The organism is Polaribacter vadi, assembly GCF_001761365.1.
GTDB lineage: Bacteria > Bacteroidota > Bacteroidia > Flavobacteriales > Flavobacteriaceae > Polaribacter > Polaribacter vadi.
The window spans coordinates 337,694-361,096 of the sequence record NZ_CP017477.1; the positions used below are offsets into that span (position 1 = coordinate 337,694).

The window sequence follows — 23,403 nt, forward strand, 5'->3', positions numbered from 1 at the left end:
TTTTTTTACTCATGATGATAAGGCTCGTTCTTTAAAATTGTAAAGCCTCTATACAATTGCTCCACAATAAATAAACGAATCATTTGATGCGAAAACGTCATTTTAGAAAGTGAAATTTTTCCTGTTGATTTTTGATAAACTGCATCAGAAAAACCATAAGGTCCACCTATTACCAAAACCAATTGTTTTAAACCAGCATTCATTTTCTTCTGTAAATAATTAGAAAATTCAATCGAAGTAAAATGTTTTCCTTTATCATCTAACAAAACCAATTGATCTGTGTTTTGCAATTTCGATAAAATTAATTCACCTTCTTTTTCTTTTTGCTGAATCTCACTTAAATTTTTTACATTTTTTATATCAGGAATAATTTCCAACTCAAACTTTATATAATGTTTTAATCGATTTTGATATTCATCAATTAATTTGATTAAGTTTTTATTGTCTGTTTTTCCGATTGCTAAAAGTTTAATTTTCATATCTGTGTCTGTTCGAGCGCAGTCGAGAACTATTTAAATTTATTTCCTAAAAATTAACCTCTCGACTGCGCTCGAGGGGACAAACTTCCAAAAATAATCATACAAATTTATTAGTTTTAAAACATTAAACCATCAGAAGTAAGATAAAAATGAAAATCATTGTTATTTTTACAGCAGAATTTAGAATTTATGATATCAGAAGCAAAATTTCAAGACGAATTAGACATCATTATAAAAAATGCCATTAGAGAAGATATTGGAGATGGAGATCATACTTCACTTTCTTGTATTCCTGCTGATGCTGAAGGAAAAGCAAAATTATTGGTAAAAGACGAAGGTATAATTGCAGGTGTTGCGTTTGCAAAACAAGTTTTTTGTTATGTTGATAAAGATTTAAAAGTAGAAACTTTTATAAACGATGGCGAAAAAGTAAAATATGGAGATATTGTTTTTCATGTTTCTGGGAAATCACAATCTATTTTAATGGCAGAACGTTTGGTTTTAAATGCGATGCAAAGAATGAGTGCAATTGCAACCAAAACTGCTTTTTTTGCTGATTTATTAAAAGGAACCAAAACCAAAGTTTTAGACACCCGAAAAACAACACCAGGAATTAGAGCACTAGAAAAATGGGCTGTAAAAATAGGAGGAGGAGAAAACCATAGATTTGCATTATATGATATGGTTATGATTAAGGATAATCACATAGATTTTGCTGGCGGAATTACTGCAGCAATTACCAAAACGAAAAAATATTTAGCCGAAAAAAATCTTGATATTAAGATTATTGTAGAAGCAAGAAGTTTAGCAGAAATCAAAGAAATATTGGCTAACGAAGGTGTTTACAGAATTTTAATTGACAACTTTAACTATGAAGACACCAAAAAAGCAGTTGCATTAATTGGCGACCAATGTTTAACAGAATCTTCTGGAGGAATCAACGAAAAAACCATTAGAAAATATGCAGAATGTGGAGTCGATTTTATTTCATCTGGTGCATTAACACATTCTGTTTACAATTTAGATTTAAGTTTAAAAGCGCTTTAAGAAGTTCCGAGTTTAAGGTTTAAAGTTTAAAGTTGAATTCTTAAACTAAAACCCAATTTTGAATTTTGAACATTTAATATTGATTTAAAAAGCATGAACGACTTTTTTGATAACGAAGAATACTCTAAAATTGATTTCACAAAAAAGAAAATCAAAAAAGGAGAATATGATAATTGTACATTTTCGAACTGTAATTTCGAGAATGTTCATGCTTCTAATATTCAGTTTGTAGAATGTGAATTTATTAATTGTAATTTTAGCAATGCTATTGTAACCCATACAGCTTTTAAGGATGTAGATTTCATCAACTGTAAAATGATAGGAGTTAAGTTTAATGAATGTGATGCTTTTTTATTGCAATTTACGTTCAAAGAATGTCAGTTAAACTTTTCATCTTTTTATCAATTAAAAATACCAAAAACAATTTTTAATAGTTGTAATTTAGAGGAAGTAGATTTTACAGAATCGATGTTGCAAAATACGGTTTTTGAAAAGTGCGATTTAAAAAACGCCATTTTCGATAGAACTAATCTTGAAAAAGTAGATTTTACAACGGCTTTTAATTTAGATATAAATCCTCAAGAAAATAATTTGAAAGGCGCAAAATTTAATAAACAAAATGTGGTTGGTTTAGTCTCAATTTTTAAAGTAATTGTTGAATGAGAAATATAGTTTTTGCTCTTTTACTAGGTTTAATGACTATTTTTTCTTGCGATGATAGCACCACTTCTGAAACTATTTATTTACACTCATTACAAAATAATAAAATTGAAAAGCTTTCATTTAATAAAATCAAAAATGATGGTTTAATTGAATATAGTTATACCAATGATAAAGATGCTATCAAAAATATATTTCTGAAATATGATAAAAATAAAAACGTTTTAATTGCTGATTTAGATACTTTTTTAGTTACAAATAAAAGTTTTAAAACTAAAAAAGTTAATTTTGAAATGTATCAAAATAAAGAAATTAAAAGTCATAACACAACATTCGTTTTTAATGAAGATTATGGTCTTTTTGCAACTCTTGGCTATGGAGCAAATTTTCTGTTTTTAAAAGATTCAACTTCAGCAAATCAAAGAGAAATAATTTATAAACAACTTTTTCTAAATTTAAACAAAATTAATGTTGAGTAAGTTTTTCCCTTTTTTGGAAATGTCTAAAAGACAAAATACGAATGAGTAAAGAAATTGAAGACAAATTAGAGAAAATACCAATCGTAAATGTGTTGGTGAAATTCGGGAAAAAAGTAAAAATTCCTGGGTTAGAAGGTATGTCTTTATACGATCTTTTAGAAATGTACTTTATTGGCATTGTAGAAGGTGCTTTAACTACGAGAGCAGGAGGAATTGCCTATAGTTTTTTTATGGCTATTTTTCCGTTTTTACTTTTTGTATTAACATTAATTCCGTTTTTACCTTTTGATGGTGCTCAAGAAGGTTTATTATCTATAATTAGCGATGTTTTGCCACCAAAAACCTTTGATGCAGTAGATTCAGTTTTAGTAGATATTATTAAAAATCAATATGGAGGTTTACTTTCTTTTGGTTTTATTGGTTCCATATTTTTAATGACCAATGGAGTAAATGCCATTTTTGGAGGTTTTGAATTTTCGTATCACGTAAAAGAAATTAGAAACGTTTTTAGAGCCTATTTTATAGCCATGTATGTTTCTGTAATTATTGTAGTTTTTTTATTGATAACAGTGGCAATCATCATTTTTTTCGAACTTATTTTAAAGGATCATGTAACCTTAGGTTGGTTAGATGATAACCTTATTTGGATTCAAATTGTACGTGGTTTTATTTTCCTTATCATGATTTTTGTAACAGTTTCTATGTTATATCATTATGGAGTTAAAGAAGGGAAACACTCTCGTTTTTTCTCTCCAGGCTCCGTTTTTACTACAGTTTTATTGCTTTTAACCTTTAATTTATTTGGCTATTATGTAAATGAATTTGCCAAATATAATGAGTTATATGGTTCTATTGGTACACTTTTAATTTTGATGTTATTTATCTGGTTAAATGCAATTATTCTATTGTTAGGGTTCGAATTAAATGCTACAATTTACGCTTTAAGAAGGCAAAATAAAACCTTTGAAACTCCTGAAAAAGTATAACTTTTTCACGATATTTGCGCTCGCAATTTTTAATTGCAAGTGTTCAATGTTAAGTTTTTAGTGTAATCACTAAAACCTAAAACCTAAAACCTATTTAATGAAGCCAAGCATCCCAAAAGGAACAAGAGATTTTTCGCCAACAGAAGTTGCCAATCGTACGTATATCATGAACGCGATTAAAACTGCTTTTGAAACCTATGGATTTCAACCTATTGAAACTCCAAGTTTTGAAAATTCTGATACGTTAATGGGGAAATATGGAGAAGAAGGAGATCGTTTGATTTTTAAGATTTTGAATTCTGGGGATTATTTATCTAAGGCAGATGATACTTTAATTAAAGAAAAAGATAGTTTAAAACTTACCTCACAAATCTCAGAAAAAGCACTTCGTTACGATTTAACTGTACCTTTTGCAAGATATGTAGTGCAACATCAAAATGAAATAACTTTTCCTTTTAAAAGATATCAAATACAGCCAGTTTGGAGAGCAGATCGTCCTCAAAAAGGGCGTTTCAGAGAGTTTTTTCAATGTGATGCAGATGTAGTTGGTAGTAAATCTTTATGGCAAGAAGTTGAATTTATTCAGTTATATGATACCGTTTTTAGTAAGTTAGGTTTACAACAAACGACTATTAAAATCAATAATAGAAAAATACTTTCTGGAATTGCAGAAGTAATTGGCGCTCAAGATAAATTAATAGATTTTACTGTAGCTTTAGATAAGTTAGATAAAATTGGTCAAGAAAAAGTGGAAGCAGAAATGATTTCCAAAGGAATTACTGAAGAAGCAATTCAAAAAGTACAGCCATTATTTTCTTTTACAGGGTCTAATTTAGATAAATTGGAGTCTTTAAAAAACATGTTACAAACTTCGGAAGAAGGTTTGCAAGGTGTGCAGGAATTACGCTTTGTAATTTCATCAATAGCAGAGTTAGGTTTGCAATCTGCTAATTTAGAGATCGATGTAACTTTAGCAAGAGGTTTAAATTATTACACAGGCGCAATTTTTGAAGTCGCTGCTCCAAAAGGTGTAAAAATGGGTTCCATTGGTGGTGGAGGAAGATATGATGATTTAACTGGAATTTTCGGAATGAAAGATGTTTCTGGTGTTGGAATATCTTTTGGATTGGATAGAATTTATTTAGTTTTAGAAGAATTAGGATTGTTTAAAACTGTGGCTTTGCCAAAACCAAAAGTATTATTCGTGAATTTTGGAGATGCAGAAGGTTTGTATTGTATGAAAGCAATTACACAATTAAGAGCAAATAATATAAAATCTGAATTGTATCCTGATAACGCAAAAATGAAAAAGCAAATGACATATGCCAACAATCGAGAAATCGAATTTGTTGTTATTGCTGGTTCTAATGAAATGAATAATGAGGAATTCACGTTAAAAAATATGATTTCTGGAGAGCAATCCAATTGTTCTTTACAAGAATTGATACAGAAATTGAAGTAAGTTTAAAAGGGTACGTTTTACTAATCAAGATTTATTCTATTATAACTTTAATTGATATAAAATTATTTATAATACGTTGTAAAGACGTAAATTTGCATTTTAATAGAATAGTTTGAAATGTTTGAATTAGACAGCAAAATGAATGACGAAAGAATAGAGGAATTAGGAGAAAATCACGTAGGAACTTCTGCGAAAACTCCATTAAGAGCTGATGCTTTTGATATTTCTGACGAAGAAAAAATAAGTAGAATCCAAGAAAGTGTTAAAGATATTTTGTTCACTTTAGGAATGGATTTAGAGGATGATAGTATCCAAGGAACTCCAAAAAGAGTTGCAAAAGCGTTTGTAAATGAGTTGTTTATGGGGTTAAATCCTAAAAACAAACCAGTTCCATCAACTTTTGATAATAATTATAGTTATGGTGAAATGTTGGTAGAAAAAAACATTGTGGTCTATTCTACTTGCGAGCATCATTTATTACCAATTATTGGTAGAGCACATGTGGCTTATATTTCTGATGGTAAAGTTATTGGTTTATCAAAAATGAACAGAATTGTAGAGTATTTTGCAAAAAGACCACAAGTCCAAGAGCGTTTAACGATGCAAGTTGTACAAGCAATGCAAGAAGCTTTAGGGACAAAAGATGTTGCTTGTGTTATCGATGCAAAACATTTATGCGTAAATTCTAGAGGAATAAAAGATATAGAAAGCTCAACTGTAACTGCAGAGTTTGGAGGTAAATTTAAAGAAAAAGATACCAAAAATGAGTTTTTAAATTATATAAAAATGGATACAAATTTTTAAATCAACCTGAATTTATTTCAGATTCTTATAAAATATAAAAAACCGTTTAGATTTATTTCTAAACGGTTTTTTTTGGATTTAATATTCTTTTGTACGGTTCATGTATGGTTATATTTTTATCTCTTTTAATTTAATTTTTCGTTGAATATTCCATAAACCCCTTAAAGTTAAGGAGTTTTAATGTCAGTATCTTTTTTAATTATAATTCAGGTAAATTTTTAATATTTCCATACTTGTTGTGTTTTTGTATTGTTGTGTTTTAGGTGTTATATGTTGAATAAGAATAGTTTTACAACAAACTAAAAACTACTCATATGAAATTAAGAATGCAATTGTTTAAAATCTTACTGCTTTTGTTTGCGGTAAATTTAAATGCTCAAATCACACAAGTTGGCAGTGGAAGTTACACCAACTCATTTCCAGGAACAGATATTGCTGGCAGAAATGGCTTTCCTTCTGGCTCTCCTCAATTATCTGGCAATGCTTTAGGCAAACCTGTACCTACAAACGATTGGTGGTCTAAGTTAGTCAAAGAAAATCATGCAGATAATTTGTTTAATTATCCAATGACAATGAAAACCATCAATACTGGTTTAATTGTTACCTATATTCCATCTGGAGTTATAGGAGATTCTGCTCCTATAGAAGTTGGTTTGCAAGGTTTATCAACAGATAGAGTTACTGTTTCTGATTATTCTGATTGGACAGTAACCATGAATTGGAAAGATGCTGATAACGAACTAAGTGTTACATCTGGTATTGGAATGCCTTTTTTATATTATGAAAAAGATGTAGATGATGTTGTTGAAATTAAAGTAAAATCTGGAACTTCTGTAATTAATAACGAACTTTTAATTGTTGAAAACGCAGCAAATGGGCAAGACTTTGTTTTTTATGCTCCAGCAGGTAGTACTTGGATTCAATCTGGAAATACTTTCACATCAACATTAAATGGTAAAACATATTGGTCAATGGCAATGTTACCACAAAATACAAGTAATATTACAGCTGTTGCTCAAGATTTAAAAAAATACGCTTTTGTTTTTCCAACAAATACAATTACAGCTTGGACTTATAATGAAGGTAATTCAAAATTATCAACTACATTTTCTGTAACTACAGAGGTTAAAGAAGGTACAAATAGTAATATGCTTTTGGGTTTATTGCCTCATCAATGGTATAATACAAGTTCTAATTCTCCTGTTCCTAGTACCTATACTTACAGTTCAGTAAGAGGAGCGTTAAAGATGTTAGAAGGTAATAGTTTTACTGTAGAAAATACTTTTAAAGGTATTTTGCCAACCATACCTTATTTGGCAAATTATAGTACTGGCTTTAGTCCTTCAGAATTAGATTCCAAAATTTCTCAAATTGAGAATGATGGTCTATCAACTTGGACAGACTCTTACAATGAAGGGCAAGTAATGAATCGTTTAATACAAACTGCAAGAATTGCAGATCAAACAGGAAATCTTTCAGCAAGAAATAAAATGATTGCTAAAGTTAAAGAACGTTTGGAAGATTGGCTTACCTACGAATCTGGAGAAAAAGCCTTTTTGTTTTATTATAATGATACATGGTCAGCAATGTTAGGATATCCTTCAGGTCATGGACAAGATACAAACATTAATGATCACCATTTTCACTGGGGTTATTTTATTCATGCTGCTGCATTTATGGAACAATTTGAACCTGGATGGTCTGCAAAATGGGGAGCAATGATAAACACATTAATAAGTGATGCTGCTTCTTCTGATAGAACAGATACAAAATTTCCCTTTTTAAGAAACTTAAGTCCTTATGCTGGTCATAGCTGGGCAAATGGATTTGCAACTTTTCCTCAAGGAAATGATCAAGAATCTACCTCAGAAAGTATGCAATTTGCGTCTTCTTTAATTCATTGGGGAACGATAACAGAAAATAAAGAAATTAGAGATTTAGGAATTTATATTTATACAACTGAGCAAACAGCAGTTGAAGAATATTGGTTTGATGTTTACGAAAGAAATTTTCCTAATAATCAGCAATTTAGTTTAGTATCTAGAGTTTGGGGTAATTCTTTTGATAATGGTACTTTTTGGACAGCAGATATTGCAGCTTCTTATGGTATAGAAATGTATCCAATTCATGGAGGTTCTTTTTATTTAGGACACAATCAAGAATATGCAAAAAAATTATGGACAGAGATTACACAAAATACAGGAGTTTTAAGCAAAGAAGATAATGCTAATTTATGGCACGATACTTATTGGAAATATTTGTCTATGACCAATCCTCAAGAAGCTATAAACCTTTATAATGCATATCCAGAAAGAAATTTAAAATTTGGTATTTCTGATGCTCAAACCTATCACTGGTTACATTCTGTAAATGCATTAGGGGTTATAGATGCTTCTATTACTGCAAATTATCCGATTACTGGGGTTTTTAAACAAAATGGAGAAACTACTTATGTCGCCCATAATTATTCAGATTCAGAGATTGTTGTAACTTTTTCTGATGGATATCAACTAACAGTTCCTGCAAATCAAATGAAAACAAGCAGAGACGCAAATGTTTCTGGCGTTTTGAGTTCAGATTTTACACAAGCTTTTCCAAATGGTAGTGTAAATTTATCTGCAGCAATTACAGGAGATAATGTTACTAAAGTTGAATTTTTTGATGGCACCACCTCTATTGGTGAAGATACAAGTACACCATACGAGTTTAAAGCACAAAATTTAACTTTAGGAGTCCATGGCTTTTATGCCAAAGTTTTTATTGGTAACGAATTTAATGTAACCAATAATGTAGAAGTACAAGTTGGTGAACAGGTTTCTTATTTAGGAAGCCCACATAATATTCCTGGTGAAATAGAGGCTGGTTTTTATGATAAATTTGAAGGTGGAATAGGACAAAATATTGCTTATGTAGATACTTCTGTTGGTAATAATGGAGATTTTAGAATAAATGAAAATATTGATGCAACTATTGTAGATGGAGAAGGAGCAACTGTAGGTTGGAATGGAGCAGGAGAGTGGATGGAGTATACAGTAAATGTGCAAACTTCTGGAGTTTATGATGTAAGTTTTAGATATGCTTCTGGTAATGAAAATGGTGGTGGCCCTTTTTATTTTGAAGTTGATGGAAGCAAAATAAGTCCAGATATTTCTGTTGATTATACTTCAGATTGGGATGTTTGGCAAACTAAAACTGTTTCAGATATTCAATTAACAAAAGGTGAAAAAGTTTTACGTTTATTTATAGAAAATGGAGAATTTAATATTGGAAAAATGGCATTTACCTATAAAGAAGCTTTATCATTCGTACCACCAATTGCAGATGCTGGTGCAAATGTTTCAGTAATTTTACCTAATTCAACTGCTAGTTTAGATGGCTCTGCAAGTAACGATCCAGAAGGACAAACCATTACCTATAATTGGGAACAAATTTATGGGCCAACAAATATATCTTTTGAAGATAAAGCAATTGCATCTCCTAGTATTTCTAATTTAGTTGAAGGTGTTTATAAATGTAAATTAACAGTAAATGATGGCACATATTCAGCTAATGATGAAGTGTTAATATTAGTTTCAAATGGGGGAAATATAAATCCTACTATATCAATTACATCACCAAGTAATAATACCTCTTTTAAAGAAGGAGAAGATATTACAATCTCTGCAACAGCAACTGATTTAGATGGTACAGTTACTTTAGTTGAATTTTTTAATGGAACTACAAAATTAGGTGAAGACTCTTCATCTTCTTTTAATTTTATTTGGATGGATGCAAGTATTGGGTCGCATAAAATTACAGCAATTGCAACCGATAATCTAGGAGCAAAAACTACATCAGCAGTAGTTACAATTTCAGTATCCGAAGAAAAAAAGTGTGTTGAAGTTTCTGCAGATGCACAACAAGGTAGTTTTTCACAGGGATATGAAGTTACTTTCGAAACTGTAGGAACAAGTGTAGATATTACGTTCAAATTATTAGATACAGATAAAGCTGGAGTAGTAGCTTACTTATGGCAAAAAACGCCTTTTTCAGAAACACAATTACAAGAAAGTTCAGGTTTAACTTTTTCTAAAACAATAAGTGGTTTTACCCTTGGTGAAACAATAAGTTTTGCAACTAAATTTGCTTTTTCAGGTGGTTTATCTGTTACAAAATATTTCGATTATGTTGTTGGAAGTAGTTGTACAGGAAGTAGTTCAGATACAATTGCTCCAGAAAACTTTACGGCTACAATTGGTAATATAACTGTTTCTACTGTAGAGATTTTATTAAATGCAACAGATGATTCAGGAAAAGTAGTTTATGAGGTTACTGATGGTACGAATACTGAATCTGTAAATGGAGATTCTGGAGTTCAAAAATCATTTATTATAAATGCTTTACAACCAGAAACTTCGTATTCTTTTAGTGTTTCTGCAAAAGACCTTTCTGGAAATGAGGCCTCAAATAATGCTATTGATTTACAAGCTACAACATTAGCAAATACAAATTCTGAGTGTTCAGGAACTAACAGTGAAGCATCTGATGGTTCTTTTTCACTAGGCTATACCTACGAATTTATTACAAATGGAACAGATGTTACCATTTCTTTTGAGTTGCTAGACACAGATAAAACTGGTGTAGTTGCTTATTTGTGGAAACAATCCCCATTTTCGGAAGTTCAAATGAATAATTCTGAAGGCAAAAAATTCACTAAAACTGTTAGTGGATTAACTGCAGGACAAACTATTAATTATGCTTGTAAATTTGCTTTTTCAGGTGGTTTAGCAGTAACTAAATACTTATCTTATAAAGTAGGCAATAATTGTGTTTTGGGTATTGATGATCATCTTTTATCACAGTCTTTGAACTTATATCCAAATCCAGTTAAAAATATATTGAATATTGATTCTAAAGAATTCAAGTTAACTAAAATAGAAATTTATTCAGTAATTGGTAAAAAAATGAAACAGTTTACATCAAACTTACATAAAGTTAATGTTGATGATTTATCTAGTGGTTTGTATTTGATAAAGGTAATTTCTGATAAAGGAAGTTATACTACTAAATTTATAAAAGAATAAAATTAGCATAAGTTTTAAATTGAAAAATCCGTTTAGATATATTTCTAAACGGATTTTTTTATATTAAAAGAATTAAAAGATGTCTGTTCGAGTAATTTTTCTTTTTTAGAAAAATTGCATCGAGAACATTTTTAATAACTTATTTATTCACCAAAACATACTCACCTTTTTCAATTAAAGGAATAGCTTGTTTGTATTTTACCTCTTTTTCTGCTCCACTCATTACATTTTTAATAGTAACTCGTTCGTTTCTTCCAATTTTTGGTTGCTCTCTAACCATGGTTTCAACAGGTTCAGATTGTTGTGATCTAGAATTCTGAATAGCTTGTTCTGTAGAATTCTGAACATCTGCTTTACTCGTATTTAAACGCTCTCTTTTTTGACTCCTAGCTTCAGAAATTTGAGAACGGTCTTGTACAGGTAATTCTCCTTTAAATAAGAATGATAACACTTCTTTATTAATTTCATCTACAGTTTTCTTAAACAACTCAAAGGCTTCAAACTTATAGACTAATAAAGGATCTTTTTGCTCATAAGATGCATTTTGCACAGACTGTTTTAACTCGTCCATTTTACGTAAATGCTCTTTCCAGTTTTCATCGATAATTGCTAACGTAATGTTTTTTTCAAAATCTGTAACCAAACTTTTACCTTCACTTTCATACGCTTCTTTTAAGTTGGTAACAACTTGTAAAGATTTACTTCCGTCTGTAAAAGGAACTACAATTCGCTCATATCTATCACCTTCATTTTCAAAAACATCTTTGATAACAGGGAATGCTAAAACTGCATTTCTCTCAATTTTATTTTTGTAATGTTCAGTAACAATATCATATAATTTGTCTGTCATTTCCTTTTCAGACATTTTATTGAATTCATCCTCAGAAAAAGGAGAGGTCATTGAAGAGAATTTTATCAATTCAAATTCAAAATTCTGGAAATCTTTAACAGCTTTATTTGAGTTGATAATCGATTCACATGTATCGTAAATCATATTGGCAATATCAACTTGCAAACGTTTTCCATCTAAAGCATTACGTCTTCTTTTATAAACAAACTCACGTTGAGCGTTCATAATATCATCATACTCTAACAAACGTTTACGAATACCGAAGTTATTTTCTTCAACTTTCTTTTGTGCTCTTTCAATAGATTTTGAGATCATAGAATGCTGAATAACTTCGCCTTCTTTTAAGCCCATTCTATCCATCATTTTGGCTATTCTATCAGAACCAAACAAACGCATTAAATTATCATCTAAAGCTACGTAAAATTGAGTAGAACCAACATCACCTTGTCTTCCTGCACGTCCTCTTAACTGTCTATCAACTCTTCGTGAATCGTGTCTTTCTGTACCAATAATTGCCAAACCACCAGCATTTTTTACATCATTAGAAAGTTTAATATCCGTTCCACGACCAGCCATGTTTGTTGCAATAGTTACAACTCCAGATTTACCAGCTTCTGCAACAACATCAGCTTCACGTTTGTGTAATTTTGCATTCAAAATATTATGAGGAATTTTACGCATTTGTAACATTCTACCCAATAATTCTGATATTTCTACAGAAGTTGTTCCCACTAAAACAGGACGATTTTCTGCAACTAATTTTACGATATCTTCTATAACTGCGTTGTATTTTTCACGTGCAGTTTTGTATACTAAATCTTCTTTATCATCTCTTTGAATTGGTTTATTCGTAGGTATTTCTACAACATCTAATTTGTAGATTTCCCATAATTCCCCAGCTTCTGTAATAGCAGTTCCTGTCATACCAGACAGTTTTCTGTACATTCTAAAGTAATTTTGTAAAGTTACTGTTGCAAAAGTTTGTGTAGCGTCTTCAATTTTTACATTTTCTTTTGCTTCAATTGCTTGGTGTAAACCATCAGAATAACGACGACCATCCATAATACGTCCAGTCTGTTCATCAACAATCATTACTTTATTTTCCATCACAACATATTCCACATCTTTTTCAAAAACAGTATATGCTTTTAAAAGTTGATTCATGGTATGAATACGCTCACTTTTGATGCTAAAATCTTTATATAATTCGTCTTTTTGAGCTGCTTTTTCTTCTTTAGAAATTTCAGCAGTATCAATTTCACCAATTTTTACACCAATATCTGGTAACACAAAGAAGTTATCGTTTTGAGTTTTTTCTGATAGATGTGCAATTCCTTTATCAGTTAAATCAATTTGATTATTTTTTTCCTCAACAACAAACCATAAATCTTCATCTACTTCTGGCATCAACTTATTGTTGTCTGCCATATATGTGTTTTCAGTTTTCTGTAAAATCTGCTTAATACCTTCTTGCGATAAAAATTTAATTAAGGCTTTATTTTTAGGCAAACCTCTATAGACTCTTAATAATAAGAACCCACCATCTTTATCATTACCTTCTGCTAATAATTTTTTTGCTTCTGCTAAAACTTTTACCAAATGTTGTTTTTGTAAAGCAACAATATCAGCAACTAAAGGTTTTAATTCTGTAAATTCATGTCTGTCTCCTTGAGGAACTGGTCCAGAAATAATTAACGGCGTTCTTGCATCATCAATTAAAACAGAATCTACTTCATCAATAATGGCATAATTTGGAGGTCTTTGCACTAAATCGTCTTTAGAGCTAGCCATATTATCACGCAAATAATCAAAACCAAATTCGTTATTGGTTCCATAGGTGATGTCTGCATTATAGGCTTTTCTTCTAGCATCTGAGTTTGGTTGATGATAATCGATACAATCTGTAGAAAGTCCATGAAACTCAAAAATTGGTCCCATCCAAGCTTTATCACGTTTTGCCAAATAATCATTTACTGTAACTAAATGCACACCATTTCCAGTTAATGCATTTAAGTATACTGGTAAAGTAGAAACTAATGTTTTTCCTTCTCCAGTCATCATTTCTGCAATTTTACCTTGGTGTAAAACAGAACCACCAATTAATTGAACATCATAATGAATCATGTCCCAAGTAACAGGTTTTCCTGCAGCATCCCAAGAATTTGCCCAATATGCTTTATCGCCTTCTAAAGTAACATTGTCTCTTTCTGCAGACAATTCTCTATCAAAAGCTGAAGCAGTTACTTCAATTTCTTCATTTTCTACAAAACGTTTTGCAGTTTCTTTTACAACAGCAAAAGCTTCTGGCATAATTTTTAATAACGTTTCTTCAGAAACCTTGTAAGATTCGTCTTTTAAAGCGTCAATTTCAGTATAAATATCTTCTTGTCTGTCAATATCTGCACCTTTTGCTTCTGCTTCTAAGGTTTCAATTTTATCATTAAATTCTTTTAAAGCTTCTTTAATAATGTTTTTGAATTCTTGCGTTTTGGCTCTTAATTCATTATGAGAAAGTTTAGCAATTTCCGCTTCAAACTTTCTAACATTATCTACAATTGGTTGCAAATTTTTTAAATCTTTTTGCTGTTTATCACCTACAAAAAGTTTAATAACTGAATTTAAAATACTCATTCTCTATATGTTTTTGTCAGCTTTAAAGAAAGCTGTATTATTTAATTGTATGTTCGGTTTTTATCAAAAATTAATAAAGAATTATTTTCTGGATTCCTGTTTTTACAGAAATAACAGTTGTAATAGTAATTTGAGGTAAAAACCTCAAAAGCTCTTTTTTAATTAAAAACAAAAAAAAAGCCTCTTTAGAGACTTTTTATATTTTATTATGATGTTTAATATTCATCCTCATTCCAAAGATAATCATCCTCTGTAGGATAATCTGGCCAAATTTCAACAATTGAGTCATACGCATCACCTTCATCTTCTATATCTTGTAGATTTTCCACTACCTCTAAAGGAGATCCAGTTCTAATAGCGTAATCTATTAATTCGTCTTTGGTTGCTGGCCAAGGTGCATCTGCTAAATAAGATGCTAATTCTAATGTCCAATACATTTCTTAATTGTTTAATTTTGTGCAAAAATAATTTTTTTACGCAATTATGCAAGTCTTTTTTAAGAAATATACCTTAAAGATATTGTATTGTTTTATAAACTATTGAAAATCAATTATTTAGTTTGATAAAAATTTTATAATTTCTTTAATATCGATAAAAAAAGAACTTAACATTAAAAGATTTCTTTTAGCAAGGCTTTAAGATTTCTTTATTGTTTTGTAGGAATCCATTTGATTTCCTCAACTTGTAAGTCTAAAGACAATTTTCGTGCCAGCACAAAAAGGTAGTCAGAAAGTCGGTTTAGGTATTTTAAAATGTCTTCATTTATGGGTTCATTATCATTTAACTCAACAGACAAACGTTCTGCGCGTCTACAAACACATCTTGCAACGTGACAGAATGACACAGCTTGATGACCTCCAGGCAAAATAAAATGAGTCATTTGAGGCAATACTTCATCCATTTTATCAATTTCATTTTCTAGAAAAAGAATAGAATTTTCATCAATTTTAGGAATATTTAAACGCTCTTTACCAGATTTCAACGTTTCTTTTTCTGGTGGAGTTGCCAACATTGCACCTAAAGTGAATAATTCATTTTGAATTTTTAACAAAGCATCTTTTGCAGCTGAGCTAATGTCTTGGTCTTTAATCAAACCAATGTAAGAGTTCAATTCATCTACAGTTCCATAACTTTCTATGCGCAAATTGTATTTTTTAACTCTAGAACCACCAAAAAGAGCAGTTGTGCCATTATCACCAGTTTTTGTGTATATTTTCATGCTTAAAAGTTAAATGTTTATAGTTTAGAATTCAAAGTTACGAAGTTTGAAAATTGTTTAAAGAAATGTTAGCATAATTTAACACAAGATCAATTGTAAAACTCCAAAAAAGTTAGGGCCTTATTATAAAATGTTCTTTTACTTGTTCCTTTCTGAAGAAAATTAATCCAAAATAAAAAAGATCGATTGTAACTGTTGCATCTTGTAAATTAATCAATTTTTGCCACTCTTTTGTATGCTGATAAATTGCATCAATAAGTATGATATGATGAGAATTTAAAAGCTTGAAATTTATATTTTTTAAAGAAGGTAAGTCTTTGGTAAATAATAGTTTATAGGTTTTGTTTTCATTTTTTATAAATGGATTTACATCAAAATTAATATGATTAATCTCAAAATAATTAACAATCTTAGTCAAAATTATTAATTGTTTTTTTGATAGACTTTTTAGCTCATTAAGTTCTAATAAGTCGTTATTTCTTATTTTTTGCTGATACAATCCTTTGGTTATAAAATCATAAACAAAAGGCGAATGTAAACCATGTTGATTTTGAGATTTGATTAAAAACTTGAGGTAAGAATACGTTTTAAAAAACATTAAAATTTGTTCTAATTAAGATTGATGAATTTGTTTATTAAAATGATTAAATTCGCTGATACAAACTTACAATAATCTATTGAAATGATTCCTAAAAACGAATATGCTCCTTATTTTGAACAATACATGCAATTGGTAACGAAAGAAGGCAAATCGATTATAGAAAATATGCAAAATTCTCAAATAGAATTTGATACTATTTTAAGAAACTTACCAAAAGAAAAGCATAATTTTAGCTATGCAGAAGGTAAATGGACACTAAAAGAATTGATTCAACATAGTATAGATACTGAGCGTGTTTTTTGTTATAGAGCTTTGTGTTTTGCTAGAAATGATAAAACTTCTTTACCTGGTTTTGATCAAGATATTTTTGTTGATAATGGCAATGCAAATCAATTAGAGTTTAGTGATTTATTGGATGAAATGAGCACTTTACGAAAATCGACTATTCACTTATATAAAAGTTTTTCTGATGAAGCTTTATTGCGAATTGGAATTGCTTCAGGCAATAAAATTTCTGTTAGAGCATTAGGATATTTATTTTCTGGACATCAAATGCATCATTTAAACATTCTTAAAGAAAGATATTTGTAAATTTGTAAAAATTAATTTTAGCATATGACTTTACCAAAATTTTTATTGGCAGATAATAGTAACTTTCCAGATGATATTTTTGTGTTACACACAGAGTTTCCTCGTTTTTTGATTAATCTAAAAGATGATGAAATTGAATGGTTTGAAGATTTAACAGGAGAAAGTGAAGAAGATATATCAACAGAATTAGCAGATTTAATGGATAAAGCTGGAGAATTTTATGATTCTGAAATGAAACAATTCGAAGATTAATAAAAAAGCCCAAATTAGTTAAAAACTAATTTGGGCAACAACTAACCAACCGTTGTTATACTTTGTAAAATTAAGCTTACTACTACAAGTTTAAAATTATAAGTACAAAATAAAGACGATTTAATATAAAAAAGGTTTCATTTAATAAGGCTATTTAATACTTATTTAACGTTTTTTATATAAGTCTATAAAATTATTTCTTTGCTTTCTCTACCAACTCAATTTTACTCAAAGTAGTTTTTGTGGTAAAAATTCCGTAGTTAATAGTTACATTTTTTTTGTCAATTTTATCGATAGTTCCCACAGAATTAGAATCTATAATTCGTACTCGATCATTTATTTTGTAGATGTATTCAGATTTTTCTTGAGCAATTTTTACAGCTTCTATCTTCTTTTCCTTTCTAACTTCAACAACTTTTTCTAAAACTTCTTTTTCTACTTTATTAATGACCTCTTGCATTTGTTTTTGAACAACTTTTGCTTTCTGTTTTTGAGATTTTGTTTTAGGTTGAACAGGATTTTTCTTTAAATGTTTTACTTTTTCATCTGTAACCCATTTATTGAAATTAGTATTTAATTCCTTTTTATTATTTGTTTGGAAGTACTTATTTAATAACTCATTTGTCTTTCTACCCAAAGAAAGCATTTTTTGATTTTGATCATATAATTCCTGAAAACCAGATAGTTTTTCTTGAATTCGCTGTTCTTTTTCTTGTAAACTATCTATATGTTCTTGACCTTTTGTTTTTTGTTTTTCTAAATTATCTGAGTTTTTCTGGAGTTTATTTCTCTCTTTTTGAAGTTTAGAAATGGTTTTGTCCAAACGTACTTTTTCTGTATCAACTCGCTTTTTTGCTTTATTAATTAAGCTAAAAGGAATTCCGTTTTTTTGTGCTACTTCAAACGTGAACGAACTTCCTGCTTGTCCAACAAATAATTTATACAAAGGTTCTAAAGTACGTTCATCAAACTGCATGTTTGCGTTGGTAACATTTTCCAACTCGTTTGCCAACACTTTTAAGTTGGAGTAGTGGGTTGTAATTATTCCGAATGCTTTTTTATTGTAAAATTCTTCCAAGAAAATTTCGGCTAAAGCTCCACCCAATTCTGGGTCTGAACCTGTACCAAATTCATCAATTAAAAACAAGGTGTTTTCGTTACATCTTCTTAAAAAGTTACGCATGTTTTTTAAACGGTAACTATAAGTACTTAGTTGGTTTTCAATAGATTGATTGTCTCCAATATCCGTTAAAACAATATCGAAAATATGAGTTTCACTTCGTTCATCAACAGGAATTAAAATACCACTTTGTACCATAATCTGTAACAAACCAATCGTTTTTAAAGTGATACTTTTTCCACCAGCATTTGGACCAGAAATTACGATTATTTGTTGTTGTTCATTCAACTCAATAGTTTGCGGAACTGTATGTAAATTTTGTTTTTTATTTTTTCTCCATAAAACAGGATGATACGCATTTTTGAAAAAGATTCTTTTTGTTTTAGATATTTTTGGCAGAATCGCATTTATTTCTTGCGCGTATTTTGCTTTGGCTCCAATGCTATCAACATGAATTAAAAACTCAAAATAGTCTTCTAACAAAGAAACCATTGGTCTAATTGTGGTTGATAAATCTCTTAAAATTTTTACAACCTCCTGTTTTTCATCATAAATTAAATTTTGATATTCTCTGCTGTAAGCCAAGGTTGCTTGTGGAGCAATGTAAACGATATTTCCAGATTTAGATGACCCCAATAAACTACCAGCAACTTTTCTTCTGTGCATGGCAGCAACTGCTAAAACACGCTGATTATCAACTACAGTTTCTTTAATATCATCTAAATAACCTGCAGCAATTGCTTTGGATAAAGCACTCGAAAAACTTGCGCCAATTTTGCCACGAACATTATTAATATCTTTTCTTAATTGTTTTAAAGTTGATGAGGCATTGTTTTTTACTTCGCCAGAAATCTCGATAATTTTCTTGATTTCATCATCAATATAAGTAGTGAATTCGATTTTTTGAGAAAGTTCATAAAACGCTGGAAACTGAATTTGAAATTTTTTAAAAAACTTAATCAGTTCATTTACAGTTAAAGAAGTCGTTGCAATTTTTAAAAAGGCATCCGTTTCTATAAAACTATTTTCTATGGCTAAACGTTTTATACTTGATGAAATATTATCAAAATTATGATTAGGAACTCTATTTTCACTTTCAAAAGAAGACACATATTCATCCACTAAATTTAGTTCCTTAAACAACTGCCTTTTGTTGCGAATTGGAATAATTTCCAGCACTTTTTCTTTTCCTAAACCAGAAATACAAAATTCTGTAATGTGTTGTAAAACTGTAGAAAATTCTAAATCTTGTAATGTTTTTTCGGAGATACTAGTATTCAAAGTTTAAAATTTAATGTTCAAGGTTTTTTGCGAACTAATAAGTAACTTTGAATTCAAAATTTTGAACCTTGAATTCAGAGAACAAAAATAAGAAACAATGCAAGTAAAAATAGCCGATCCTTGGAAAAATATTTTACAAAACGAGTTTGAAAAGCCTTATTTTAAAAACTTAATAGAATTTGTAAAACAGGAATATTCAAATTATACATGTTACCCAAAAGGAAAAGATATTTTTGCTGCTTTTGACTTTTGTTCTTTAAATGATTTAAAAGTAGTTATTATTGGTCAAGATCCTTATCATGGACCAAATCAAGCCAATGGTTTGTGTTTTTCTGTAAAAGACGGAATCGCTTATCCACCTTCATTAAAAAATATTTTTAAAGAAATTTCTACAGATTTAAATCAGGAAATTCCTGAAAGTGGAAATTTAGAAAAATGGGCAAAACAAGGTGTTTTATTATTGAATGCAACTTTAACAGTAAAAGCTCATGAAGCTGGAAGTCATCAAAAACAAGGTTGGGAAACTTTTACAGATCAAGTGATTAAACAAATATCAAACGAAAAAGAAAATATTGTTTTTTTACTTTGGGGAGGTTTTGCTAAGAAAAAGGTAAAATTAATTGATAAAAAGAAACATCATATTTTAGAATCTGGGCATCCATCACCTTTAAGTGCAAATCGCGGTTATTGGTTTGGAAATGAGCATTTTTCGAAGACCAATGCTTTTTTAAAATCTATTCATAAAAATGAAATAGATTGGTAGATTTCTGTCACGATTTCTCATCAATTAAAAACCCTTCAAGTTTTAAAAACTTGAAGGGTTTTGTATATTTTTAAGTTTATAAATTAAAATATATATAAACTGAAATTTTAAAATTTACAGAAAATTAGGATTTATACAAATAACATTTGTTCTAATTCTTCATTTTGAGGTTGCTCTAGTTGAATATGATCTGCCAAACCACAAGAAGAAGATGTACTTCTGCAAGAAGCAAAACAAATAATTCCTAAAATACAAACTACAATAAATACTGCTCTTTTCATTAATTCTTCTATTTACGGTTTAAATGTACATATTTTTTATGAAATCTCCCGAATTTTTCTTCTCTTCTAGAACGTTAAACTGCACCATTTTATTTTGAATACGACCAATTAAATTTTTAGTAATAGGATTTCCATCATTCCACTCTGTTATTTGTAACCATTTTTGAATGTCTTCCAATTGCTGTTCGTATCTTTTTGCTAAGGTTTTATCAATATTATTTAATTTTTTAAAATCTTTAGTTTCAGCATTTATAATCTCTAAAACTTTTTTAACTTCTTCAAAATTATTCTCTAAAACTTCGTTTCTAACAGCAATTACAAAACAAGGCCAAGGAGTTGGGCAATTATCAATTCTTCTAAAAGTGCCATTATCAACTAAAGGTTTTGTGGTAAAATGTTCCCACATAAAATAATCTGCTTCGCCATTTGTTAAAGCATCAATGCCACCTTGCAAATCTTTTATCACTTTAAATTTTAGTTTTGCAATATCCCAACCTTGATTGTAGGCATTTACAATTGCCATTAAATGAGATCCAGAACCAAATCTACTAATGGCAATAGTAGCATTTTCTAAATCATCAATCGTTTTAAATTTAGATTTTGCACCTACATGAATTCCCCAAATTAAAGGAGTTTGTACAAAAGTTTGTACAATTTTCGACGGATTTCCATCTGCAATATCTTTGATAATTCCTTCCGTTAAAACAATAGCAATATCTACAGAACCATCTCTTAAAGCTTTACACATTTGTCCTGTTCCTCCAGGATAATCTTGCCAACGAAGATTAATATTGTGTTTGCTATATTCTTTATTTTTTAGAGTGATGTACCAAGGGTAATTAAAGTGTTCTGGAACACCTCCAATTTTTAAGTTTGTCATTTACTCAATTAATTTTTGCAAAGTGTATTCAATTAAATTTTCAACAACTTTATATGGATTTTCACTAAAAGTACCATTTGCTCTGTTGGCAATAATGGCATTCATAGAAACTGCATTGTGTCCTAAAAGTTTAGATAAACCATAAATTGCAGATGTTTCCATTTCTAAATTTGTAATTCTAATTCCGTTAAAATTAAAACTATCAATTTTAGAATTTAAATATTCATCCTGTAAACCTAAACGTAAAATTCGTCCTTGAGGCGCATAAAAACCACCAGCAGTAGCCGTAATTCCTTGAAAAATTGTGTCAGAAATAATTTTATTTGCTAAGTCATTACCATTTGCAATTACCAAAGGATACGATTTTTTAGCACTCCAATTGGTGTGTTTTACAAAAGCTTCTTCGATTTCTGGATGCGAAATTTCATCAACTTGATAGGAGTGAAGCATCCCATTTAAATCGATTGCATGAGAACTTAGTAAAAAAGAATCTACTGGAATATCTTTTTGCAAAGAACCAGAAGTACCAATTCTTACAATATTTAAGGCAGTATGTTTTTCCTTAATTTCTCTGGTTTCTAAATTGATATTTACCAAAGCATCCAATTCATTTAAAACAATATCTATATTATCAGGACCAATTCCTGTTGAAATTACAGAAAGTCGTTTTCCTTTATAAATTCCTGTGGATGTTTTAAATTCTCTTTTTTGAGTGGTAAACTCAATATTATCAAATAGTTGTGTGATTTTATCAACACGATCTTGATCACCAACGAAAATAATATCTGTAGCAATATTTTCTGGTCTTAAATTAAGATGATAAATACTTCCATCTGGATTTAAGATTAATTCAGATTGTTTTATAGCCATTTATGAGGTAATTTGTAGTAGTTTTTTAGAATCGTTCTGAAACAAAAAACTATATTTTTTAGAGCCCCCAAGATACGAAATATCATTTCTTATTTGACCATAAAAATTCAATTGATTTTCTAAAACTTGTTTCCCTTTTTTAGACAATTTTACAGGATTAAAAGAGTTAAAAAGTGGGTTTAAGGTATCTATACTATATTCATATTGTAAATCTCCTAAACCATAAACTTTTTGTTCTTGTATCAATGTAGAAATTAATTCTTTTTTTGAAGTAAAATTTTGATTTTGAGCAGCTTCTAAAACGGTATTTTCAATTTTGTTTAAACCGTTTTTAATGGATGGAAAACGTTGTAAATGTGCTTCAATAGCAGTTGCCAAATAATGAAATGGCGACATTGGATTGGATTTATAAACGGTTTCTAATCGCAAAGGAGAATCAGAACAATATAGTTGCCAAATATAATCTGCATACTCAATATCGTCTTGAGAAAGTGCAACTCTATTTTTAAAATGATTATTTATTTGGTTTTTATTGAGTTCTGAAATACTATACATTTTAGTAGAATTCCCAATTTTTCCGCTACAAATTAAAGAAATATCATATCCTTTTCGATAACGGTTTAACCAACTTAAAACTGCCAACATGTTAATTTGGCAAAATAAATCATGCTCAAACCACAACACGATTTCTTTATTACTTTTTTTATTACAAAGGTTTCTGTATTCTTTAAGAGTATACTCTATAAATTTTTGCTTGCTTACTTTATAAGAAGTTTTAAAAAACTCGAATCTATTTTTCCAAAAAGCTTCACTACCAACATCTGTTGTTGTTTTGCCTTCACTCAACATTTCTCTCCAAGTAATAAAATCTCCAGAAAAATTTAATTCTTTTAAATAATTTGTAGTAAAATCTCCATTTGTAATATGTAAAATAGATGAACTCATAATTAAAAAATAACGTTTGTAGTCTTACTTTATTGTGCTTTTAGATTGATATACTTGTTTTTACAAAATAAATTTCAAAAAATGGTATAAAATATTTTGCAATTTATAACTTCAATCTAGTTAATTTCTTTGTTTTGTA

General features: G+C 29.5%; 20 protein-coding genes. 10 read left to right on the forward strand and 10 right to left on the reverse strand.

Features of this window, described 5'->3' with window-relative positions:
• Positions 1-5: 5 nt before the first annotated feature.
• Positions 6-479 carry a 23S rRNA (pseudouridine(1915)-N(3))-methyltransferase RlmH gene (gene rlmH, locus LPB03_RS01465; RefSeq protein ID WP_065318245.1) on the reverse strand — a complete coding sequence of 158 codons (474 nt, stop codon included), beginning with the start codon at positions 477-479 and terminating at the stop codon, positions 6-8.
• A gap of 189 nt (positions 480-668) precedes the next feature.
• Here rlmH and nadC point away from each other — a divergent pair, with 189 nt between their 5' ends.
• The 7 genes from nadC (at position 669) to LPB03_RS01500 (ending at position 10,980) form a co-directional block, all read left to right on the forward strand.
• Complete coding sequence (nadC, locus tag LPB03_RS01470) at positions 669-1,526, forward strand: carboxylating nicotinate-nucleotide diphosphorylase (RefSeq protein WP_065318244.1); 858 nt, start codon at positions 669-671, stop codon at positions 1,524-1,526.
• Positions 1,527-1,604: 78 nt separating this feature from the next.
• Positions 1,605-2,189 (forward strand): pentapeptide repeat-containing protein, encoded by a 585-nt coding sequence (locus LPB03_RS01475; RefSeq protein ID WP_422894386.1) that lies wholly within the window; start codon positions 1,605-1,607, stop codon positions 2,187-2,189.
• The gene (locus tag LPB03_RS01480) at positions 2,186-2,665 is read left to right on the forward strand and encodes a hypothetical protein (protein ID WP_065318242.1); all 480 of its coding nucleotides are present in this window, start codon (positions 2,186-2,188) and stop codon (positions 2,663-2,665) included. Before LPB03_RS01475 ends, LPB03_RS01480 begins: the two co-directional genes overlap by 4 nt.
• Before the next feature lie 41 nt (positions 2,666-2,706).
• On the forward strand, positions 2,707-3,651 hold the full coding sequence (locus LPB03_RS01485; protein WP_065318241.1) for a YihY/virulence factor BrkB family protein: 945 nt from the start codon (positions 2,707-2,709) through the stop codon (positions 3,649-3,651).
• A gap of 97 nt (positions 3,652-3,748) precedes the next feature.
• Complete coding sequence (gene hisS / locus LPB03_RS01490) at positions 3,749-5,113, forward strand: histidine--tRNA ligase (protein ID WP_065318240.1); 1,365 nt, start codon at positions 3,749-3,751, stop codon at positions 5,111-5,113.
• Between the two features lie 138 nt (positions 5,114-5,251).
• Positions 5,252-5,917 (forward strand): GTP cyclohydrolase I FolE, encoded by a 666-nt coding sequence (folE, locus tag LPB03_RS01495; protein ID WP_394364925.1) that lies wholly within the window; start codon positions 5,252-5,254, stop codon positions 5,915-5,917.
• 314 nt (positions 5,918-6,231) lie between these two features.
• The gene (locus LPB03_RS01500) at positions 6,232-10,980 is read left to right on the forward strand and encodes a glycosyl hydrolase (protein ID WP_065318238.1); all 4,749 of its coding nucleotides are present in this window, start codon (positions 6,232-6,234) and stop codon (positions 10,978-10,980) included.
• Positions 10,981-11,119: 139 nt separating this feature from the next.
• Here LPB03_RS01500 and secA read toward each other — a convergent pair whose 3' ends face one another.
• The 4 genes from secA to LPB03_RS01520 form a co-directional block, all read right to left on the reverse strand.
• Complete coding sequence (secA, locus tag LPB03_RS01505; RefSeq protein ID WP_065318237.1) at positions 11,120-14,461, reverse strand: preprotein translocase subunit SecA; 3,342 nt, start codon at positions 14,459-14,461, stop codon at positions 11,120-11,122.
• 215 nt (positions 14,462-14,676) lie between these two features.
• A complete protein-coding gene (locus LPB03_RS01510) occupies positions 14,677-14,898 on the reverse strand; it encodes a DUF2795 domain-containing protein (RefSeq protein WP_065318236.1) in 222 nt (73 codons plus the stop codon).
• A gap of 209 nt (positions 14,899-15,107) precedes the next feature.
• The gene (locus tag LPB03_RS01515; protein WP_065318235.1) at positions 15,108-15,680 is read right to left on the reverse strand and encodes a cob(I)yrinic acid a,c-diamide adenosyltransferase; all 573 of its coding nucleotides are present in this window, start codon (positions 15,678-15,680) and stop codon (positions 15,108-15,110) included.
• 112 nt (positions 15,681-15,792) lie between these two features.
• Complete coding sequence (locus LPB03_RS01520) at positions 15,793-16,278, reverse strand: hypothetical protein (protein WP_065318234.1); 486 nt, start codon at positions 16,276-16,278, stop codon at positions 15,793-15,795.
• Positions 16,279-16,362: 84 nt separating this feature from the next.
• Here LPB03_RS01520 and LPB03_RS01525 point away from each other — a divergent pair, with 84 nt between their 5' ends.
• Positions 16,363-16,872: a DinB family protein gene (locus tag LPB03_RS01525; protein WP_065318233.1), complete on the forward strand. Its 510-nt coding sequence runs from the start codon at positions 16,363-16,365 to the stop codon at positions 16,870-16,872.
• Between the two features lie 24 nt (positions 16,873-16,896).
• On the forward strand, positions 16,897-17,124 hold the full coding sequence (locus tag LPB03_RS01530) for a DUF8828 family protein (protein ID WP_026777944.1): 228 nt from the start codon (positions 16,897-16,899) through the stop codon (positions 17,122-17,124).
• Between the two features lie 193 nt (positions 17,125-17,317).
• On the opposite strand, the gene LPB03_RS01535 is transcribed toward LPB03_RS01530, so the two are convergent.
• The gene (locus LPB03_RS01535; RefSeq protein ID WP_065318232.1) at positions 17,318-19,525 is read right to left on the reverse strand and encodes an endonuclease MutS2; all 2,208 of its coding nucleotides are present in this window, start codon (positions 19,523-19,525) and stop codon (positions 17,318-17,320) included.
• A 97-nt stretch (positions 19,526-19,622) separates the two neighbouring features.
• Between LPB03_RS01535 and LPB03_RS01540 the strand changes: the two genes are divergently transcribed.
• Positions 19,623-20,288: a uracil-DNA glycosylase gene (locus LPB03_RS01540; RefSeq protein ID WP_065318231.1), complete on the forward strand. Its 666-nt coding sequence runs from the start codon at positions 19,623-19,625 to the stop codon at positions 20,286-20,288.
• A gap of 131 nt (positions 20,289-20,419) precedes the next feature.
• Here the strand turns inward: LPB03_RS01540 and LPB03_RS16555 are convergent, their stop codons facing one another.
• From LPB03_RS16555 to LPB03_RS01555, 4 genes are read right to left on the reverse strand one after another with little or no spacing between them, the layout of a single operon-like run.
• Complete coding sequence (locus tag LPB03_RS16555; RefSeq protein ID WP_157579347.1) at positions 20,420-20,569, reverse strand: hypothetical protein; 150 nt, start codon at positions 20,567-20,569, stop codon at positions 20,420-20,422.
• Positions 20,570-20,588: 19 nt separating this feature from the next.
• Positions 20,589-21,449 carry a substrate-binding domain-containing protein gene (locus LPB03_RS01545; RefSeq protein ID WP_065318230.1) on the reverse strand — a complete coding sequence of 287 codons (861 nt, stop codon included), beginning with the start codon at positions 21,447-21,449 and terminating at the stop codon, positions 20,589-20,591.
• Positions 21,450-22,319 carry a nucleoside phosphorylase gene (locus LPB03_RS01550; protein ID WP_065318229.1) on the reverse strand — a complete coding sequence of 290 codons (870 nt, stop codon included), beginning with the start codon at positions 22,317-22,319 and terminating at the stop codon, positions 21,450-21,452.
• Positions 22,320-23,264: a DUF1835 domain-containing protein gene (locus LPB03_RS01555; RefSeq protein WP_065318228.1), complete on the reverse strand. Its 945-nt coding sequence runs from the start codon at positions 23,262-23,264 to the stop codon at positions 22,320-22,322.
• Positions 23,265-23,403 lie beyond the last annotated feature (139 nt).

What these genes read in the sequence shown, in the direction of transcription:
- rlmH (WP_065318245.1), bottom strand. Translation starts at nt 479, where the DNA reads ATGAAAATTAAACTTTTAGCAATCGGAAAAACAGACAATAAAAACTTA.
- nadC (WP_065318244.1), top strand. Translation starts at nt 669, where the DNA reads ATGATATCAGAAGCAAAATTTCAAGACGAATTAGACATCATTATAAAA.
- LPB03_RS01480 (WP_065318242.1), top strand. Translation starts at nt 2,186, where the DNA reads ATGAGAAATATAGTTTTTGCTCTTTTACTAGGTTTAATGACTATTTTT.
- LPB03_RS01485 (WP_065318241.1), top strand. Translation starts at nt 2,707, where the DNA reads ATGAGTAAAGAAATTGAAGACAAATTAGAGAAAATACCAATCGTAAAT.
- hisS (WP_065318240.1), top strand. Translation starts at nt 3,749, where the DNA reads ATGAAGCCAAGCATCCCAAAAGGAACAAGAGATTTTTCGCCAACAGAA.
- folE (WP_394364925.1), top strand. Translation starts at nt 5,252, where the DNA reads ATGAATGACGAAAGAATAGAGGAATTAGGAGAAAATCACGTAGGAACT.
- LPB03_RS01500 (WP_065318238.1), top strand. Translation starts at nt 6,232, where the DNA reads ATGAAATTAAGAATGCAATTGTTTAAAATCTTACTGCTTTTGTTTGCG.
- secA (WP_065318237.1), bottom strand. Translation starts at nt 14,461, where the DNA reads ATGAGTATTTTAAATTCAGTTATTAAACTTTTTGTAGGTGATAAACAG.
- LPB03_RS01510 (WP_065318236.1), bottom strand. Translation starts at nt 14,898, where the DNA reads ATGTATTGGACATTAGAATTAGCATCTTATTTAGCAGATGCACCTTGG.
- LPB03_RS01515 (WP_065318235.1), bottom strand. Translation starts at nt 15,680, where the DNA reads ATGAAAATATACACAAAAACTGGTGATAATGGCACAACTGCTCTTTTT.
- LPB03_RS01520 (WP_065318234.1), bottom strand. Translation starts at nt 16,278, where the DNA reads ATGTTTTTTAAAACGTATTCTTACCTCAAGTTTTTAATCAAATCTCAA.
- LPB03_RS01525 (WP_065318233.1), top strand. Translation starts at nt 16,363, where the DNA reads ATGATTCCTAAAAACGAATATGCTCCTTATTTTGAACAATACATGCAA.
- LPB03_RS01530 (WP_026777944.1), top strand. Translation starts at nt 16,897, where the DNA reads ATGACTTTACCAAAATTTTTATTGGCAGATAATAGTAACTTTCCAGAT.
- LPB03_RS01540 (WP_065318231.1), top strand. Translation starts at nt 19,623, where the DNA reads ATGCAAGTAAAAATAGCCGATCCTTGGAAAAATATTTTACAAAACGAG.
- LPB03_RS16555 (WP_157579347.1), bottom strand. Translation starts at nt 20,569, where the DNA reads ATGAAAAGAGCAGTATTTATTGTAGTTTGTATTTTAGGAATTATTTGT.
- LPB03_RS01545 (WP_065318230.1), bottom strand. Translation starts at nt 21,449, where the DNA reads ATGACAAACTTAAAAATTGGAGGTGTTCCAGAACACTTTAATTACCCT.
- LPB03_RS01550 (WP_065318229.1), bottom strand. Translation starts at nt 22,319, where the DNA reads ATGGCTATAAAACAATCTGAATTAATCTTAAATCCAGATGGAAGTATT.
- LPB03_RS01555 (WP_065318228.1), bottom strand. Translation starts at nt 23,264, where the DNA reads ATGAGTTCATCTATTTTACATATTACAAATGGAGATTTTACTACAAAT.